Here is a 16,881-nt window from a genome sequence, read left to right as displayed (position 1 = left end):
TCCGCGCGGCCCCACCCCTCACCGACTTCCTCTCCCAGAACCGAGATCGGAGTGCCCTCATGACCACATCCGACGTGCGTCCCGGCCCCGCCGCCGCGGGCGGCGGCCTGTCCCCGGCGGCCCGGCGTCTGCTGGAGCAGCGGCTGCGCGGCCGGGCCGCGTCCCGGGACACGGGGCCGACCCGGATCCGGCCCCGTCCGGAACGGATCCCGCTGTCCGCCGCCCAGCAGCGCCTGTACTTCCTGGACCGGCTCGATCCCGGAGCAACCACCTACCTGCTCCCCGCCGCCTGGCGGACGACCGGCCCGCTGGACGTGCCGGCCCTGCGCGCGGCCGTCGCCGACCTGGCCGCCCGGCACGAGCAGCTGCGCGTGGTCTTCCCCGAGCACGAGGGCGTCCCGTACCAGCGGGTGCTGCCCGCGGGCGACACGGTGCTGGACGTGACCGAGGTGACCGGCGCGGGCAGCGAGGACCGCGAGCGCCGCCTGGCCGCCGCCGTGCACGCGGCCGCCCTGCGCCCCTTCGACCTCGCCCGCGAGCCCGCCTTCCGTGCCACCCTCGTGCGCGCCGCCGCCGACGACCACGTGCTCGTCCTGGGCATGCACCACATCGTCTCCGACGGCTGGTCCCTCGACCTCGTCGTCCGCGACCTGGCCGAGCTGTACCGCGCCAGGATACAGGGGCGCGCCGCGGACCTGCCCGACCTTCCCCTGGACTACACCGACTACGCGATCTGGCAGCGCGAGAGCGACCGGTCGGCCGCACTGGAGCACTGGCGCACCCGCCTGGCCGGACTCACCCCGCTGGAGCTGCCGGCCGACCACCCCCGCCCCGAAACCCCCGGCAGCCGAGGGGCCGTCCACCGGGTCACCCTGCCGCCCTCCCTCACCGACGCGCTCACCGCACTGGGGCAGCGCGTCGGCACGACCCCCTACATGACCGTACTGGCCGCCTTCCAGGCCGCGCTGGCCTTCCACACCGGCCAGCACGACATCGCCGTCGGCACCGTCGTGGCCAACCGGGAACGCGTCGAGACCGAGCAGCTCGTCGGCTTCTTCGTCAACACCCTCGTGCTGCGCGGAGACCTCTCCGACGACCCGACCCCGGCCGCGCTGCTCGCCCGGACCCGGGACCAGGTCCTGGAGGCGTTCTCGCACCAGTCACTGCCGTTCGAGAAGGTCGTCGACGCGCTGAGCCCGGACCGCGACCTGGCCCGCAACCCGCTCGTGCAGGTGCTCTACATGCAGTCCGGCACCGCCGCGTCCGGCCTCACCCTCGGGGAGGCGGCCGTGACGCCGTACCGGATCGACCTCACCACCGCCAAGTTCGACCTCACCCTGGACCTGCGCGACGGCGAGGACCGCACCGAGCTGGCCTTCGTCTACCGCCCCGACCTGTTCGAGGAAGCCTCCGTCGCCGCCCTCGCCCGGCACACCGTCACCCTCCTGGAGGCGTTCCGGGCCACCCCCGACACCCCGCTCAGCGCCATCGACCCGCTCACCCCCGCCGAACGCGGCCACCTCCTCGGCCCGGACGGCCCCGCCAACACCGGAACCGGGACCGCCCCCGACCCGCGGACCGCCCCCGACCGGTTCGCCGAGCACGCGGCCCGCACCCCGCACGCCGCCGCCGTCAGCGGATCGGGCCGCTCCCTGACCTACGCCCGGCTCGACGCCCGCGCCCGCGCGCTCGCGCGGAGGCTGCGTGCCGCCGGCGTGGCCCGCGGCTCACTCGTCGGCGTCTGCCTCGACCGCACCCCCGACCTGGCGGTGGCCCTGCTCGCCATCTGGCGGGCCGGTGCCGCCTACCTGCCGCTCGACCCCTCCCACCCGCAGGCCCGGCGCGAGTTCACCGTCACCGACGCCGGCATCGACTGGATCGTCACCGACACCGGCACCGCCGCACGCACCGCCGCCGGCTCCCTGCCCGCCCGGCTCATGCTGCTCGACGGCTTCGACGACGAGCACGGCCCCCACGACGAGCACGGCCCCGACGGGGACGGCGACCTCCGTCCGGCCCCCGACGACCTCGCCTACGTCATCTACACCTCCGGTTCCACCGGCCGCCCGAAAGGCGTGGAGGTCACCCACGCCAACCTGGCCTGGCTGCTCGGCGCCGCCGACCGGCACTTCGGCTTCGGCCCCGCCGACGTGTGGACACTCATGCACTCACCCGCCTTCGACTTCTCCGTGTGGGAGCTGTGGGCGCCGCTCGCCACCGGCGGACGCGTCGTCGTGCTCACCCCGGACGAGGTGCGCGACCCGGCGGCCGTGCACCGCGTGCTGCGCGAGGAGCGCGTCACCGTCCTCAACCAGACCCCCGCCGCCTTCAAGGGGCTGCGCGCCCACCTGAAGGACGCCGGAGCCGGTTTCGGTGACCTGGCCCTGCGCACGGTCGTCTTCGGCGGCGACGCCTTCGACGTGCGCGACTACCGCGACTGGTTCACCGCCCCCGGGCACCGGCCCGCCCTGGTGAACATGTACGGCATCACCGAGACCTGCGTGCACGTCACCCTCCGCACCATCACCGAGGACGACGTCCGCGGCACCGTCCGCTCGCCCGTCGGACGGCCACTGGCCGGACAGCACGGCTACGTCCTCGACCCCTGGGGCCGGCTCGTCCCGCCCGGCACCGTCGGTGAGCTGTACGTCTCCGGCGGCGGCGTCGCCCGCGGCTACCGCAACCGGCCCGAACTGACCGCCGCGCGCTTCCTGGAGAACCCCTTCGGCGCCCCCGGCGCCCGCATGTACCGCACCGGCGACCTGGTGCGGGTGCTGCCCGACGGCGAACTCGCCTACGTGGGCCGCGCCGACCACCAGGTGAAGATCCGCGGCCACCGGGTCGAGCCCGGCGAGATCGAGACGGCGCTGCGCACCCTGCCCGGCGTCGCGGACGTCGCCGTGGTGGCCCGCGCCGACGGCGGCACGGCCCGGCTGGTCGCTCACGTCGTCACGCCCGAGGGCCGCCCGCTCGACCCGCCCGCCCTGCGTGAAGGGCTGCGGCTGAGCCTGCCCGACCACATGGTCCCGGCGCTGTTCGTCCGCCACGAGCGGCTGCCGCTGACCGCCAACGGCAAGGTGGACCGGGCCGCGCTGAGCGCCGTCCACGCCGACGCGGGCGGACAGCGCACCCACGTGCCGCCCGAGGGGCCGGCCGAGCAGGCCCTGGCCGGCGTGTGGAGCCAGGTCCTCGGCGTCGAGCACGTCGGCCGCACCGACAACTTCTTCGACCTCGGCGGCGACTCCATCCTCGCTCTGCGCCTGGTCGGCCTGGGCCGGCTCGCCGGGCTCGCCTTCACCGTCGCCGACGTCTTCCGCGCACGCACCCTCGCCGACCTGGCCGCACTCGTCTCCGACGCGACCGGCATCCCCGAGCCGGTCGCCCCCTTCTCCCAGGTGGACCCCGCCGACGCCGACCGGCTGCCCGAGGACCTCGCCGACGCCTACCCGCTCACCATGCTCCAGGCGGGCATGCTGCACGAAATGCTCGCCGACCCCCGGCGCGGCGCCTACCACAACGTCACCGACCTGAAGATCACCGTTCCCGAGGGCTTCGACCTCGGCGCCTTCCAGGCCGCCGTGGACGCGCTGGTCGCCGGACACCCGATCCTGCGCACCTCCGTCGACCTCGTCTCCTACCGTGAGCCCCTCCAGCTCGTCCACCGCACCGCCCACCTGCCCGTCGGCTACACCGACCTGCGCCGACTGCCCCGCGAGGAGCAGCGGACGCGGCTGCGCCGCTTCGTCGACGAGGAGTTCGACCGCCGCTTCGACCTGGCCGCGGCACCTCTGGTCCGCCTCCACCTGCACCACGTCACCGACCACGACCTGCGGCTCGTCCTCACCGACTGCCACGTCGTCCTCGACGGCTGGAGCCTGACCTCCCTCGTCGCCGACCTGCTCGCCCTGCACCGGGAGGCCGTCGCCCACCGCACCGCCCCGCAACCGCCGAACGCGCCGCCGTTCGCCGAGTACGTCGCCCTGGAACGCGCCGCGCTGAACAGCAAGGAGTCACTGGCGTACTGGCGCGACCGGCTCGCCGACCTGAGGCCGGTGACCCTCCGCCGCCGGGCGGACGGCGCCGCCGAGGGCCACCCGCCGGTCCACGAGGTCCGCCGTTCCTACGCCCACCTCGCCGAACGCATCGGCCGGCTCGCCAGGGAAGCGGGCGTGCCCCGCCGCACCGTGCTCGTCGCCGCCTTCCACCACACCATGAGCCTGTTCGCCGACCGCGACGACAGCGTCCTCGGCCACAGCATCGGCCTCGTCACCAACGGCCGTCCCGAACTGCCCGGTGCCGACCGGATGCGCGGACTGTTCCTGAACACCGTGCCGTTCGGTGTGGCCCGCCCGCGCGGTACCTGGCTCGCCCACCTGAGGGACGTCTTCCGGGCCGAGCAGGACATGCTGCCGCACCGCAGGGTCCCCCTGGTCCGCATCGCCGAACTCCGGCCCACCGAACCGCGGCTGACCGACACCGTCTTCAACTACGTCAACTTCCACCGCCTCTCCCACGACTCCTGGGACGACTCCCTGGAGATCGCCCGCACCATGTTCCCGCTGCTGGTCAACGCCAGTGTCAACGCCTTCACCCTCGACGCCGACCCGGAGTACGTGGCCCCCGCCACCGCCGAGCAGCTGGCCGACGTGTACTGCGCCCAGCTGGAGGCCATGACCGCCGACCCCGACGGCCGCGTCACCCGTCCCGCCCTCACCGGCGCCGCCCGCGCCACCGCCCTCGACGACTGGGCCCGCGGCCCCCTCGTCCCGTCCTCCCCGCTGCTCCTGCACGAGCACATCGCCGTCCATGCCGCCCGCACCCCCGACGCGACCGCCGTCGAGCACTGCGGGCAGCGGCTCACGTACGCGGAACTCCACGAGCAGGCCGAGCAGCTGGCGCACCGGCTGCGAAGGCTCGGAGTGGGGCCCGAGACGGTGGTCGGCATCTGCGCCGAACGCGGCCCGGACCTGGTGCGCGCCGCCGTCGGCGTGCTGCGCTCCGGCGGCGCGTTCCTCCCGCTGGACCCGCAACACCCCGCCGAACGGCTCGCGTTCATGGCACAGGACAGCGGCATGCGGGTACTGCTGACCCAGCGGGCCCTGGCCGGCACGGTGCCGTTCGGCGGGCCGGTCGTCCACCTGGACGCCCCCGCGGAGCGCCAGGAGCCCGTGCCCGGCGGCCCGGCGGCCGACGCCGACACCCTCGCCTACATCATCTACACCTCGGGCTCCACGGGCACCCCCAAGGGCGTGGCCATCGCGCACCGCGGCCTGTCCAACATGCTCGAGGGCCAGCGTGACCTGGTGGACCCCACGCCCGGGGACCGCGTCCTGCAGTTCGCCTCCTTCGGCTTCGACGCCTCGGTCCTGGAACTGACCTGGTCCCTCGCCAACGGCGGCTGCCTGGTCACCGCCCCCGGGGACGCCCTGCGCCCCGGCCCCGACCTCGCGCGCACCCTGCGCGAGCGCCGCGTCACCGGCGCCATGCTGCCGCCCAGCGCCCTCGCCGTGCTCGGCGAGGACGCCTTCCCCGACCTCAGGGTGCTCCAGGTCGCCGGCGAGGCCTGTCCGGCCGGACTCGCCGACCGGTGGTCGCGCGGCCGGCGCTTCCAGAACGTCTACGGCCTCACCGAGACCACCGTCTGGTCCCTCGCCGCCGACATCGGCCCCGGCCAGGGCCGCCCGCCCGTCGGCACCCCGATGCGCAACACCCGCGTCCACGTCCTGGACGACGACCTGCAGCCGGTCCCGGTCGGCGTCCCCGGCGAGATCCACCTCGGCGGCGACGCGGTCGGCCGCGGCTACCTGAACAGGCCCGCCCTCACCGCCGCCACCTACGTCCCCGACCCGTACGGCGCCCCCGGCGACCGCCTGTGCCGTACCGGCGACCTCGGCACGCACCGGCCGGACGGCTCCGTGGAGTGGCTCGGCCGCCGCGACTCCCAGGTCAAACTGCGCGGCTTCCGCATCGAACTCGGCGAGATCGAGCACGCCCTGAGGCAGCTGCCCGAGGTCCGCCAGGCGGTGGTCCTGCACCGCACCGACCTGCCCGGCGAACCCGCCCTCGTCGCCTACCTCGTCGCCCCGAAGGAGCGCCGGCCCGCCCCGGAGGAGCTGCGCGGCGCCCTGCGGGCCTCACTGCCCGCGTACATGGTGCCCGCCCGGTTCGTCGTCCTCGACGAGATGCCCGTCAACCGCAGCGGCAAGATCGACAAGCGGGCGCTGCCCCTGCCGACGGCCGAACCCGACCGCGCGGACACCGAGTACGTCGCCCCGTCCAGTGCCGCAGAGAAGATCCTGGCCGAGATCTGGCGCGAGGTCCTCGGGCTGTCCCGGATCGGCGTCCACGACGACTTCTTCCGCGTCGGCGGCAGCTCCCTGTCCACCGTCCGCGTCTCCCTCATGGCCGCCGCGCGGGGCCTGTCCGTCTCCGTCGGCGACCTGATCGAACACCCCACCCTCGCCCGGCTGGCCGAGCACGCCGTCCGGACGGCCGGCGAGGGCCTGCCCGCCGCCGTCACCTCCGAGGTGCGGCTTCGCGAAGGCACCGGGGAACCCCTGTGGTGCGTGCACCCCACAGGCGGCAGCGCCGCCTGGTTCGTCCCGCTCTCCCGCGCCCTGCCGCCCGGCCGCCCCGTGCACGCCTTCCAGGCGCGCGGCCTGCTCGGCGGCACTGATCCCAGCACCGTGACGGGCATCGCCGCCAACTACGTCGCCGAGATCACCGAACGCGGCGGCACCGGGCCGCACGCCCTGCTCGGCTGGTCCATGGGCGCCAACATCGCCCTGGAGATGGCCACCCAGCTGCACGGGGCCGGTCACACCGTCGCACCGCTGGTCCTGATCGAGCCGTACCTGCCCAACACCGCCGCCCGCACCCGCCTCGACGAGGTCACCCGGGACCTGCGCGAAGCGCTGCGCCAGCGGGACCGGCTGCGCGCCCTGCCGCCCTCGACGCAGCGCGACCGGGCCACCGCCGAGCTCACCGCCACCCTGCTGGGAGCGGGCATGAGCCCGGCCGAGGCGGCCCTCGTCGAAGGCGCCCCGATCGAGGTGTGGCACTCACTGCTCGCCGCCCTCGCCGCCTACGACGTCCGCCCCTGTCCCGGACACGTGCACCTCGTGGTGGGCAGCGAGGCCGCCGGACTGCCGCGCGGCCGCACCATGCCCGGCCTGGACGTCGACTACGACACCTACGTCGCCCGCTGGCGCGAGGTGGCCGCCGGCGGGCTCACGCTGCACATCAGCGACGGCGACCACATGTCGATGATGGCCGAGCCCCGGGTGCACGGCATCGCCGCCCTGCTCACCGGCATCGGGCGCACCGGCACCACCGGGGCCGTCGGCACCACCACGAGCACCCCCACGGGAGAGACCCGATGACCACCCATGCCCCCGCCCCCGTCCTCGCCGAGCGCTACCTGCTCTCCCCGGACATGATCGCCGACCCCTACGACCACCTCGACGCCCTGCGCGAGCAGGCCCCCGTCCGCTGGAGCCCGCTGCACCACGCCTGGCTCGTCACCGGCTACGAGCAGGTGATGAGCTGCCTGCGCGACCCCGCGGTCTCCGCCGACCGGGTACGGCCGCTGATGGACGCCGTCCCGCAGGGCGCCCGCGAGGATGCCGAACGGGCCTTCGGCATCCTCGCGCGCTGGATGGTCTTCAACGACCCTCCCCAGCACCGCAGGCTGCGCCGGGTCTTCCAGGAGGCGTTCGCCGCCCGCGCCGTGGCCCGCTACCGCGCCTTCACCGAGAAGGCGACCCGCGCCGTCCTCGCCCGCAAGGCCGTGCCCGGCGGTACCGGCGACCTCCTGTCCGGCGTCGCCAAGCCGCTGCCCGCCCTGGTGTTCGCCCGCTGGCTCGGCATCCCGCCCGCCGACGCGCCCTCCTTCTGGTACTGGAACACCCGCGTCGCCGACCTCGTCCTCGGCACAGCCCAGGAGGAGAGCGAGTACCGGGCCTCCCTCCAGGCGCTGGTGAGCCTGGAGGACTACCTCGGCGCCCTCGTCGCCCGGCGCCGCGCCGAACCGGGCCACGACCTGATCAGCCAGGTGCTGGGGGAGGGGCGGATCGGCGACTCGGTCGGCGAGGAGGAGTTCGTCGGGATGCTCACCCAGATGGCGTTCGCCGGCGGGGAGACCACCAGCAACCTCATCGCCAACACCGTCCTGGCCCTGCTCACCCGCCCCGACCAGCTGGCCGCCGTCCGGGCGGAGCCCGAACTGGCCCAGGGGGCGGTGGAGGAGACCCTGCGGCTGGACGGCCCGTCGAAGATGTCCATCCGCACCGCCGCCCGCGACCTCGACCTCGACGGCCGCACCCTGCGGGCCGGGGACCGGATCTTCCTGGTGACCGCCGCCGCCAACCGCGACCCGGCCCGCTTCCCCGACCCCGGCCGGTTCGACGTCCGCCGCTCCTGCGCCACCCACCTCGGCTTCGGCTTCGGCGCCCACTTCTGCATCGGCGCGGCCCTGGCCCGGCTGGTGGCCGTGACCGTCGTACGGACGCTCGTGTGCGACCACCCCGGCCTCACCCTCGCCGACCCCGGGGGCCTGGCCTGGCAGCCCTCCCTGCTCAACCGCGGCCTCACCGCCCTGCCCGTGCACTACTGACCGGGCCCCGGTCCGACGAAAGGCACACCATGGCCACCACCCTCACCGGCGCCGGTCCGCGGCTGTGGGCACCCGCCCGGCACCGTTCCTTCCGCCTCCTGTGGACGGGACAGTCGCTGTCCCTGCTCGGAGACGGCTTCAGCGTCGTCGCGTTCTCCTGGATCACCCTCGGCCTGACCGGATCCACCCTCACCCTCGGCTACGTCCTGGCCTTCCAGGCCGTACCCCGGGCCCTGTTCACCCTGGTGGGCGGCAGCCTCAGCGACTCCTGGTCGCCGCGCGCCCTGATGGTCGCGTCCAGCTGGACGCGGGCGGTGCTGATGGCGGCCGTCGGATTCGCCGGACTGGGCGGACACCTGACGGTGTGGATGCTGTGCGCCGCGGCCGCCGCCTTCGGCACCGTCGACGCCTTCTTCCAGCCGGCGCGCGTCTCCATCCTGCCCTCGGTCGTGGACGACGGACTGCTCACCCCGGCCAACGCGCTGATGGGGGTCGGCGCGCGGACCGCCGCCGTCGTCGGCCCGGCCGTCGGCGGCCTGGTCATCGCCCTGACCCGGGCGCCGATCGCCTTCCTCGTCGACGCGGTCTGCTTCGCCCTGTGCGGCCTGTGCGTGGCGCGCGTCCGCACCCGTCCCGCGGCGGCCCGCGAAACCCCCGCCGGCGCGGTGAAGGAACGGGCGTCCCTCGCCGCCCGCATCCGCGAGGGCGTCACCTACACCGCGCGCGACCCGCGGCTGCGGACCGTCGTCGCCCTCGACACCGCCGTCAACTTCTGCTACGCCGGGCCCTTCACGGTCGGCTTCGCGACCCTGGCCGACCAGGTGCTGCGCGGCGGCTCGGCGACGCTCGGCGTGCTCAACGGCTCCCTCGCCGGGGGAGCCGTGCTCGGCACCCTCGTCGGAGGCGCCGTCGGCGGGCGGCCCAGGGTCGGTCTGCTGGTGGCCGCGCTGGCGGGCTGGCTCGGCGCGGGGATGGCCGTCCTGGGCCTGGTGCACAGCACTCCGGTCGTCGTGGCGACCGTCCTCGCGATGGGCTTCGCCATCGGCTTCCAGGGCGTGTTCGGACTGAGCTGGATCCAGCGCAACATCCCCCAGGAGGTGCTCAGCCGCGTCGTCTCCGTCGACATGGTCCTCGGTTACGCCGTGGCCCCGCTGTCGCTGATCCTGTGCGGGGCACTGGCCGGGAAGGACACGTTCGCCCTGTTCGGTGTGGTGGCCCTGGTGCTCGCCGCGACGGGCCTGGCGGTGCTGGGGTCCAGGGCGGTGCGCGAGATGCGGTAGCCGACGCGCCCTACCCCCCGAAGGCGGCCGACCGCGCGCACAGGTCCGCGCGGTTGGCCGACCCCGTCTTGGCGATGAGGCTCGCGATGTGCTTCTCCGCCGTGCGGGGCGAGATGAACAGACGGTCGGCGATGTCCTTGTTGCTGAGCCGCTCCGCGAGCAGCCGGAACACGTCGAACTCCCGGACGGTCACGCCCTGCGCGCGCAGCTTCTCCGGGATCCGGCTGGTGCCGGAGCGATGCTGGTGCACCGGGGCGCCGAGCCTGCGCAGCCCCGCCCGGCAGGCGCCGGTGACGGCCGCGACGTCCCGCTCGTGGAAGTAGTGCTCGGCCCGCCGCAGCCAGCCCACCGGATCGCCCCAGCCGTCCCGGTACCCCGCGTCCGCGATCAGCCGCAGCCCCAGATGCCGGGCGAGCGGGTAGGGCCGTGCCACCTCCAGTGCCGACTCCACCGCCGCCGCCGCGCGCGGCCCCGCGCCCTCCCGGCCCAGCAGCACGGCGTCGGCGAGCAGCACGAACTGGCGGTTCCAGCGCATCCGGGCCATCGCGGTGGCGGTGATCTCCTCGTGCCGCGCCCGCCCCGCGTCACCGGCGAGCACGTCCAGCAGCAGCACCAGGCCGTGGGTGCCGCCGAGGTGGTAGGTGGAGGGGTTGCCCGCCTCCAGTTCCTGCATCGACCGCAGCTCCGCGCGCGCCAGGTCGCGGTCCTCCTCCAGCAGCGCACAGAAGGCGCGGGCCAGGCCGAGGCTGAGCGGCTCCTCCTGCGAACCGGCGCCGTCCCACTCGGTGAACGCCGCCAGGGCCGTCTCCATCGCCGCCCGGTCCGCGCGGTGCGCCTCCAGGGCGGCCCGCGCCATCAGGACGTACCGCACGGCGGGTGCCAGGCGCAGCCGCCGCACCACGGCCAGGCAGTCGTCCGCCGCCGACCGCGCGCTCTCGTGGTCGCCGCGCAGCACCGCGTCCAGGATGAGGATGCCGTCCACCGTGTGCACGATGCTCACCGAGCCGAGCCGCAGCGCCTCCTCGCGGGCCGCCAGCAGACCGGAGGTGTCGCCCTCGGCGAGCCAGGTGTTGCCGCCCATGCGGGTGGCCGCGTACATGCGCTGCAGGGGCAGCCGGTGCCGCTCCGCCGTCGCCAGGGCCTGCTGGAGCATCGCCGCGGACTCCTCCGGGTCCCGCTCGCGGGCGACGGTGGCGAGCAGTTCCCGGGCCTGGCAGGCGACCACGGGCAGGCCGTGGCGCTCGGCGGTGTCGGCCGCCGACCGGGCCAGCTTCTCCGCGTGCTGGGTGCGGTCCGACCCCGGCGTGTCCAGGGCGAGGTAGGCGGCCGTGACGTCGACGGACGCCTCCGTCGCCTCGTCCGGGGCCGTCGCCAGGACCTCGCGCGCCCGGTCGATCTGCCGGTTGCCGTCGCTCCACCGCCCCGCCGTGTGGGCCACCTTGGCCAGCCGGGCGTGCAGCGTGGCCAGCCGTACGGCGCTCAGCCCGGCGCCGCCCAGCGCGTGCAGGTCCTCGGCCAGGTCGAGGGCGCGGGCGAAGTCGCCGGCCTCCGCGAGCGCGGGCAGCAGGTTCTCCAGCACCGAGGCCCGCGCCTGCGGATCGCCGGCGTCGGCCAGCAGGCCCTCGGCCCGGCTGAGCAGCGTCACGGCGGAGCCCAGGGCGCCCGCCGCCAGGGCCCGCCCGCCGGCGTCCGCGTACAGCAGCCCCGCCTCCACACGGTCCCCGGCCTCGCAGCGCAGCCCGGCCGCCAGCGCGCACCAGTCGCCTTCGAGACCCGGATGGAGCTCCTCGACGGCCCGTGCTCCCCGCCTGGCCAGGTCCGCCCGCTGCCCCGGCGTCATCTGTGTGAACAGGGCCTCGACGGTGGGGGAGTGGCGGAAGGAGTACCAGTCGGGAGCGGGCTCGTCGGGGACGACCAGCCGGGCGGCGACGCCCGCGTGCAGATGGCCGAGCAGCGCCCGGTCGTCGGCACCGGTCATGCGCTGGAGCACGGTGAGGGGGAAGCGGCGGCCCAGGACGGCGGCGGCCGACAGCAGGGTCAGACCCTGCGTGCCGAGCCGGTCGATGCGCCTCAGGATGCCCCGGGCCAGCGTCGAGGAAACGTCACGGCGCAGATCGCCGACCGCCCGCCAGCCGTCGGTGCCCTGCACCAGCGTCCCGGCCCCGATCATGGACTGGAGCAGTTCCTCGACCAGGTACGGACTGCCCGCGCTGTCCTCCCACAGGCGGTCCAGCACCGCCGCCGGCACGTCCCCCGGACCGTCGGCCCCCAGCTGCGCCGCCGTCATCTCGTCCACCTGGGGCCGGGTCAGCGGCGGCAGTTCGGCCAGGGTCGCGACGCCCCGGCGGCGGGCGGACTGCGCCAGGTCCAGGGCGTCGCTGAAATCGGTCCGCACGGTGGCCAGCAGCAGGACCGGTGTGTACTCCAGGTTGTCCACCAGGTACTCGAGGACGCCGAGCGTCTCGGGGTCGGCGTCGTGCAGGTCCTCCAGCAGCAGCAACTGGCCCTGCCCGCGCCCGGCGGCCAGCAGCAGACGCAGCACCGCCTCACCCAGGATCACCATGGAACTGCTCTCGCGCTCCCCGGTGTCCCAGTCGGGTATCAGCCGCCCGAGGACCGGCCGGTAGGGACCGAGGGCCAGGTCGTCGAGGGGCTCGCCGCTGCGGAACAGCGACATCAGCGCCTCGGTGAGCGGCCGGAACGGCACGGCGGGCCCCGTGGTGCTGCTGCGGCCGCGCAGTACCCGCATACCGGAGCCCAGCGCACCGCCCACGGCCTGTGCCGCGAGCCGCGACTTGCCCACTCCGGCCTCGCCGATCAGGAAGACGACGCCGCCGCGCCCCTGTCTCGCCTGGGCCATGGCACGTTCGAGCAGGGTGAGTTGGGGGTCCCGCCCGACGAGGAAAGGCGCATGGGAACGCATGGACGCAGATGATAATCGGCAAGCCGGGGCCCGGGGCAGATCGCGACCCCGACGGAGAACCGCCGGACGCGCCGCGGCGCGGGACCGCCCGGCGGTCCCGCGCCCTCACCCGACGTGACAACCGTGCGGGGTCAGCCCGGCGCGGAGACCGAGGTGTCCAGGGTGCTCAGCGTGACGACGATGCCGCTGGTCAGCACCATCCCGGCCAGGACCCGGGCGCGGGCGCAGGCCCGGTTGCGGCCGGTGAGCGTGATCCCGCCCGCCGCGTCCTGCTCGTCGGCGGTGTGCCGGGCGGAGTCGGCGGCGGTGGTGGCGAGGTGCTGATCCATGAAAGGTCTTCCCCTTCTGTTTTCCGTACGGCAGGTACGGGGCGGAGGTGGAGATGCCATGGGGCCGAGGAACGCGGGTGCCTTACCGGTCAGTGGTCGGGGTGGGCCAGGAGCAGGACGGACGGGACGGTGCCGGGGTGGGCCAGCCGGAGCAGCCCGTAGCCGATGCCGGACAGCCCGTCGAGCAGCCCGGGGGAGGGGACGTGGTCGGGGGTGGCACATCGGTGGCCCTGCGCCTCGACGAGGGCGAGGGCCCGGCCCGCGCACCGGGCGAGCTCGCCGGAGGCGGCCGAATCGCCCCTCCCGGCGCTTACGGCCAGGGCTTCCAGCGTGCCGAGCGTGCCCCGCCCGAGGCTGAGGTCGGGACGGACCCCGGCGTCCGCGGGCCGGGCCGGGACCGGGGACACGGAGGGCGCGGGGGACAGGTGGGCGGCGACGGCCGCCGCACCGGCGAGTCCGCCGGACCAGGACACGTCCGCGGGCGCCGCCCCGGTGCCGCGCAGCGCGGCCTCCAGCAGTGTCCGGGCGGCGGCCGCATGCCCGGCGGCATCCCCGGGGCGGCGTGCGGCGTACCGCAGCAGGGCCCAGGCGATGCCCGCGGCGCCGTCGGCGAAACCTGCCGGAAGGCCGTGCGCGGCGGCGGCACACCGGTCCGCACCGGGCGGCACGGCGCCCTTGGCGCCGGCGGCCCCTCCGGCCACCGCGCCGAGCAGCCGCTCCGCCAGAGCGTCCGCCAGCCCCAGCGCCGCCGGATCGCCGGTCGCCTCGTGCACCGCGACCGCGGCGGCCAGGGCTCCCGCCGTACCGCCGGCGAATCCGGGCTCGGAGCACGCGGATGCGGCGTGGCCGAGAGCGGTGAGCGCGTTCGGCAGGCACTTCGCGACGTCCGGGCCGAGCAGTGCCGACAGACGCAGCACCGCGTACACGACGCCGCCGAGACCGTCGTACGCGCCGGGTCCCGCCGCCGCACTCAGCTCGGGCTCGTCCGCCAGCGCCTTCAGCAGGACGGGCAGGGGGCGGACGGCCTCCCGGGCGAGCGCGGCGTACCGGCCCGCCTCGGCCAGTGCGTCGGTGTGCGCCAGGAACAGCGCCACTCCGCAGTAGCCCTGCGCGAGTCCGGCGCCCATCGGCAGCACCGCCCAGTGCGGCCCGGAGACCCGCTCCAGGCCGAGCCAGTTGGTCCGCCCGCCCTCACGCACCGCGCGGGCGGCGATCTCGTCGGCGATCCCGCACGCGGCGGCGAGCAGCCGGGACGCGTCGGGCGCGACGGCGGGCACCGGCTCCACCACCAGTTCGGACCTGGGCCGGTCCAGCGGGGAGCCCGCGCCCCGGGCGGCGAGCGTGGCCGTGATGATCCACTCCTGGTCGTGGCAGTCGACCTCGTCCATCCGGGCGATCTTCTCCCGCACCGCGGCCACGCCCGACACCGGCAGCACATCCGGCAGCCACGTGCCGTCGTCGGCCCGGACCGCGGTCCCCGACGGCCGATGGGTGAAGAGCGGCACGTCACCGCGCCACAGCGCCGCCGTCTCGTGCTCGATCAGCCGCTGCCGTGTCCCGTCGTGCCCGGACTCGGTCCACAGCACCGCGAACACGCCCTCCCGGGCGAGCGCGTCGCCGAGCAGCGACGGGTGGGCCGACTCCTCCAGCAGCGTCGCGTACAGACGGGTGGAGCGGACGATGAGCCGGGCGGGACGGTCGGCACCGGCCGCCAGCGGGCCGTCGTCGCCGAGCAGTTCACGGCCGTGCGCGGCGAGCGCCGCGTACGCGGCGCGGAACCCCTCCAACAGGGCCGCCCGGTGGTCGGCGCCCTCCAGGGGGCGGCCGGCGGGCAGCGGCTGGTTGTGCGCCGCGGGACTGAGGAGCGGGGCGCGTACGGCCCGCATGGTGTCCAGACCGCTGTCCCGCCAGTGCAGGCCCTCGCTCGGGTAGGTGCCGTCGGCGGACCGGCCGAGCGCGGAGATGTCGAGGGCCCCGTGCTCGCCGATCAGCAGGTGCGGCAGCAGGCAGGTGCGGTGCACGGAGGCGTGCAGCGCGTCCGCCGCCGGGTCGGCGCCCGCCGTCGTGGACTGCGCGAGCCCGGTGTGCAGCAGCGTCTCGGCGTCCACCAGAACCGGCTGGTCGCCGCAGGCGATGACGTTCTCGTAGTGCATGTCGGCGCCGTCCACCGCGTACAGCAGGGCCAGCAGCGCGCCCTGGCGCCGGTAGAACGCGTCCGTCTCGGTCACCGACCGGCACCAGCGGTGCTCGACGAACTCGAGCCAGCCGTACGCCTCGCGGCGCAGGCTGCGCGGGGTCCGCAGGTCCAGTCCGGGGACCTTGCAGTTCAGCCAGTGCACCAGGTCGTCGAGGAGCGCGTGCTGGCCGAGCGGCCGTGGCTTGTAGACCAGCCGGTCGCCGCCGGCGAAGCGCAGGACGGCGACGGACCGGTTGCCCTGGTGGGCGTCCCCGCGGCCGAGGTCCACCCCGACGAGCGGCCCCGGGGCGCGTCCGTCGAGGAGTCCGGCGGCCAGGTCCTTTCGGTCGGCCGCGAAACGGGCCGCCAGTTCGGCCGTGGCCCCCGTCGCGTCCAGGGCGGTCTGCGCGAGCATCCGGGCCAGCACCGGGTAGGCGGCGAACAGCGCCCCGAGGCCCTGCCGGGTGGCCGCGGCGGCGGTGAAGGCGTCGAACCGCTCGCGGGCGCCGGCCCCGGCCAGCCGCCCGGCGCGCCGCGCCGCGTCGAGTTCGCGGACCAGGGTCCGCGCCGCCTGCCGGACCAGCTGGTGCGTCAGCCGCCGTGCGAACGCCTCCCGCCACACGGCCGGTTCGGCGTCCGGGAACGCGGGCAGCAGCCCGGCCAGCCGCGCGGTGGCGGTGCCGACCAGCGGCTGGACGACCGGAGCGAAGGCGTCGGGTCCCTCGCCCGGGGCGAGCGTGTCCACCGGCGCCGCCGCGGCGTGGTCCAGGACCGCCTCGGCATACCGTGCCCAGTCGGGCTTCGGGGCACGGGCGGCCAGCCGCGCCGCGGGCTCCGCGGCCAGTGCCGCGGCCGTGGCCCCGTCCACGCCCAGACCGGCCAGCCGCAGGGCGAAGCCCTCGGCGTCCCCGGCGGCCCAGGGAGCGGGTCCGGCGGTGGCTCCGGCGGGCGCCCCGGGAAGGCCGGGGGCGGCGAGTCGTTCCGCGAGGGACAGCGCCGGTGCCCACCACGAGGGCGGAAGGCCGGTGCTCCGGGACGTCGGGAGGCTGGCGGTCTCAGTCACGAGAAAGAAGGTCGCAGACCCCCTGTGACCCCCACATGGGTAGGCGGCCCCCATATTCTGCGCGGCCCCCGCCCCGCTCCGTCGGGCCGCCCCGCCCGGCACCACTCCCCGAGCGGCAAACCCGCAGCTCGGAGGCGGGGCCGCCGGTACCGCCCGGATGGGGGACGAAGCGCCGGACGGAAACGTGATGCTGCGCGTTCGGCCCTTGTGCCCGCCCCTCGGCGCATGCGCGGCCCCTCGTGCGCGCCCCTTCCCCGGGGCACCGGCCCCATGACCGCTTCTTTCCCGCACCCGGAGCCCCGGCCCGCTGATCACGCCGTCGCGCGGACCGGCCGACGGCCCCCGTGGGCAGGGCCGGAAGGAGGACCCCGGGGGATCCCGGGCCGAGGGGGCCGCCCCGCCCGGGGGAAAGGTGGGGGCCGGTTACCGATGCCGCCGCGCCCCCGCCCCCGGCACTGTGGTGCGCAGTCCCCACCGCACACCGCCCGGAGTGCCC

The 16,881-nt window shown here is 75.7% G+C and carries 6 protein-coding genes; 3 read left to right on the top strand and 3 right to left on the bottom strand.

The features are described from left to right. Window positions 1-59: 59 nt before the first annotated feature. Genes TU30_RS12065 through TU30_RS12055 form a run of 3 tightly spaced genes read left to right on the top strand, consistent with a single transcriptional unit; the run spans window position 60 to window position 9,894 of the window. Window positions 60-7,382 carry a non-ribosomal peptide synthetase gene (locus TU30_RS12065; protein ID WP_052479783.1) on the top strand — a complete coding sequence of 2,441 codons (7,323 nt, stop codon included), beginning with the start codon at window positions 60-62 and terminating at the stop codon, window positions 7,380-7,382. Next, the gene (locus tag TU30_RS12060) at window positions 7,379-8,614 is read left to right on the top strand and encodes a cytochrome P450 (RefSeq protein WP_042168428.1); all 1,236 of its coding nucleotides are present in this window, start codon (window positions 7,379-7,381) and stop codon (window positions 8,612-8,614) included. The genes TU30_RS12065 and TU30_RS12060 overlap by 4 nt, the downstream gene beginning before the upstream one ends. Before the next feature lie 29 nt (window positions 8,615-8,643). Beyond that, a complete protein-coding gene (locus tag TU30_RS12055) occupies window positions 8,644-9,894 on the top strand; it encodes an MFS transporter (protein WP_042168425.1) in 1,251 nt (416 codons plus the stop codon). 10 nt (window positions 9,895-9,904) lie between these two features. On the opposite strand, the gene TU30_RS12050 is transcribed toward TU30_RS12055, so the two are convergent. From TU30_RS12050 to TU30_RS12040, 3 genes are all read right to left on the bottom strand, one after another. Next, window positions 9,905-12,817: a LuxR family transcriptional regulator gene (locus TU30_RS12050; protein WP_042168421.1), complete on the bottom strand. Its 2,913-nt coding sequence runs from the start codon at window positions 12,815-12,817 to the stop codon at window positions 9,905-9,907. A 131-nt stretch (window positions 12,818-12,948) separates the two neighbouring features. After that, window positions 12,949-13,146: a hypothetical protein gene (locus TU30_RS12045; RefSeq protein ID WP_042168419.1), complete on the bottom strand. Its 198-nt coding sequence runs from the start codon at window positions 13,144-13,146 to the stop codon at window positions 12,949-12,951. 89 nt (window positions 13,147-13,235) lie between these two features. Next, the gene (locus TU30_RS12040; RefSeq protein WP_042168418.1) at window positions 13,236-16,385 is read right to left on the bottom strand and encodes a type 2 lanthipeptide synthetase LanM family protein; all 3,150 of its coding nucleotides are present in this window, start codon (window positions 16,383-16,385) and stop codon (window positions 13,236-13,238) included. Window positions 16,386-16,881 lie beyond the last annotated feature (496 nt).

Source organism: Streptomyces sp. NBRC 110035 (assembly GCF_000829695.1).
GTDB lineage: Bacteria > Actinomycetota > Actinomycetes > Streptomycetales > Streptomycetaceae > Streptomyces.
Note: the sequence above shows the minus strand (reverse complement) of the source record. Positions and strands in the feature narration are given on the sequence as shown.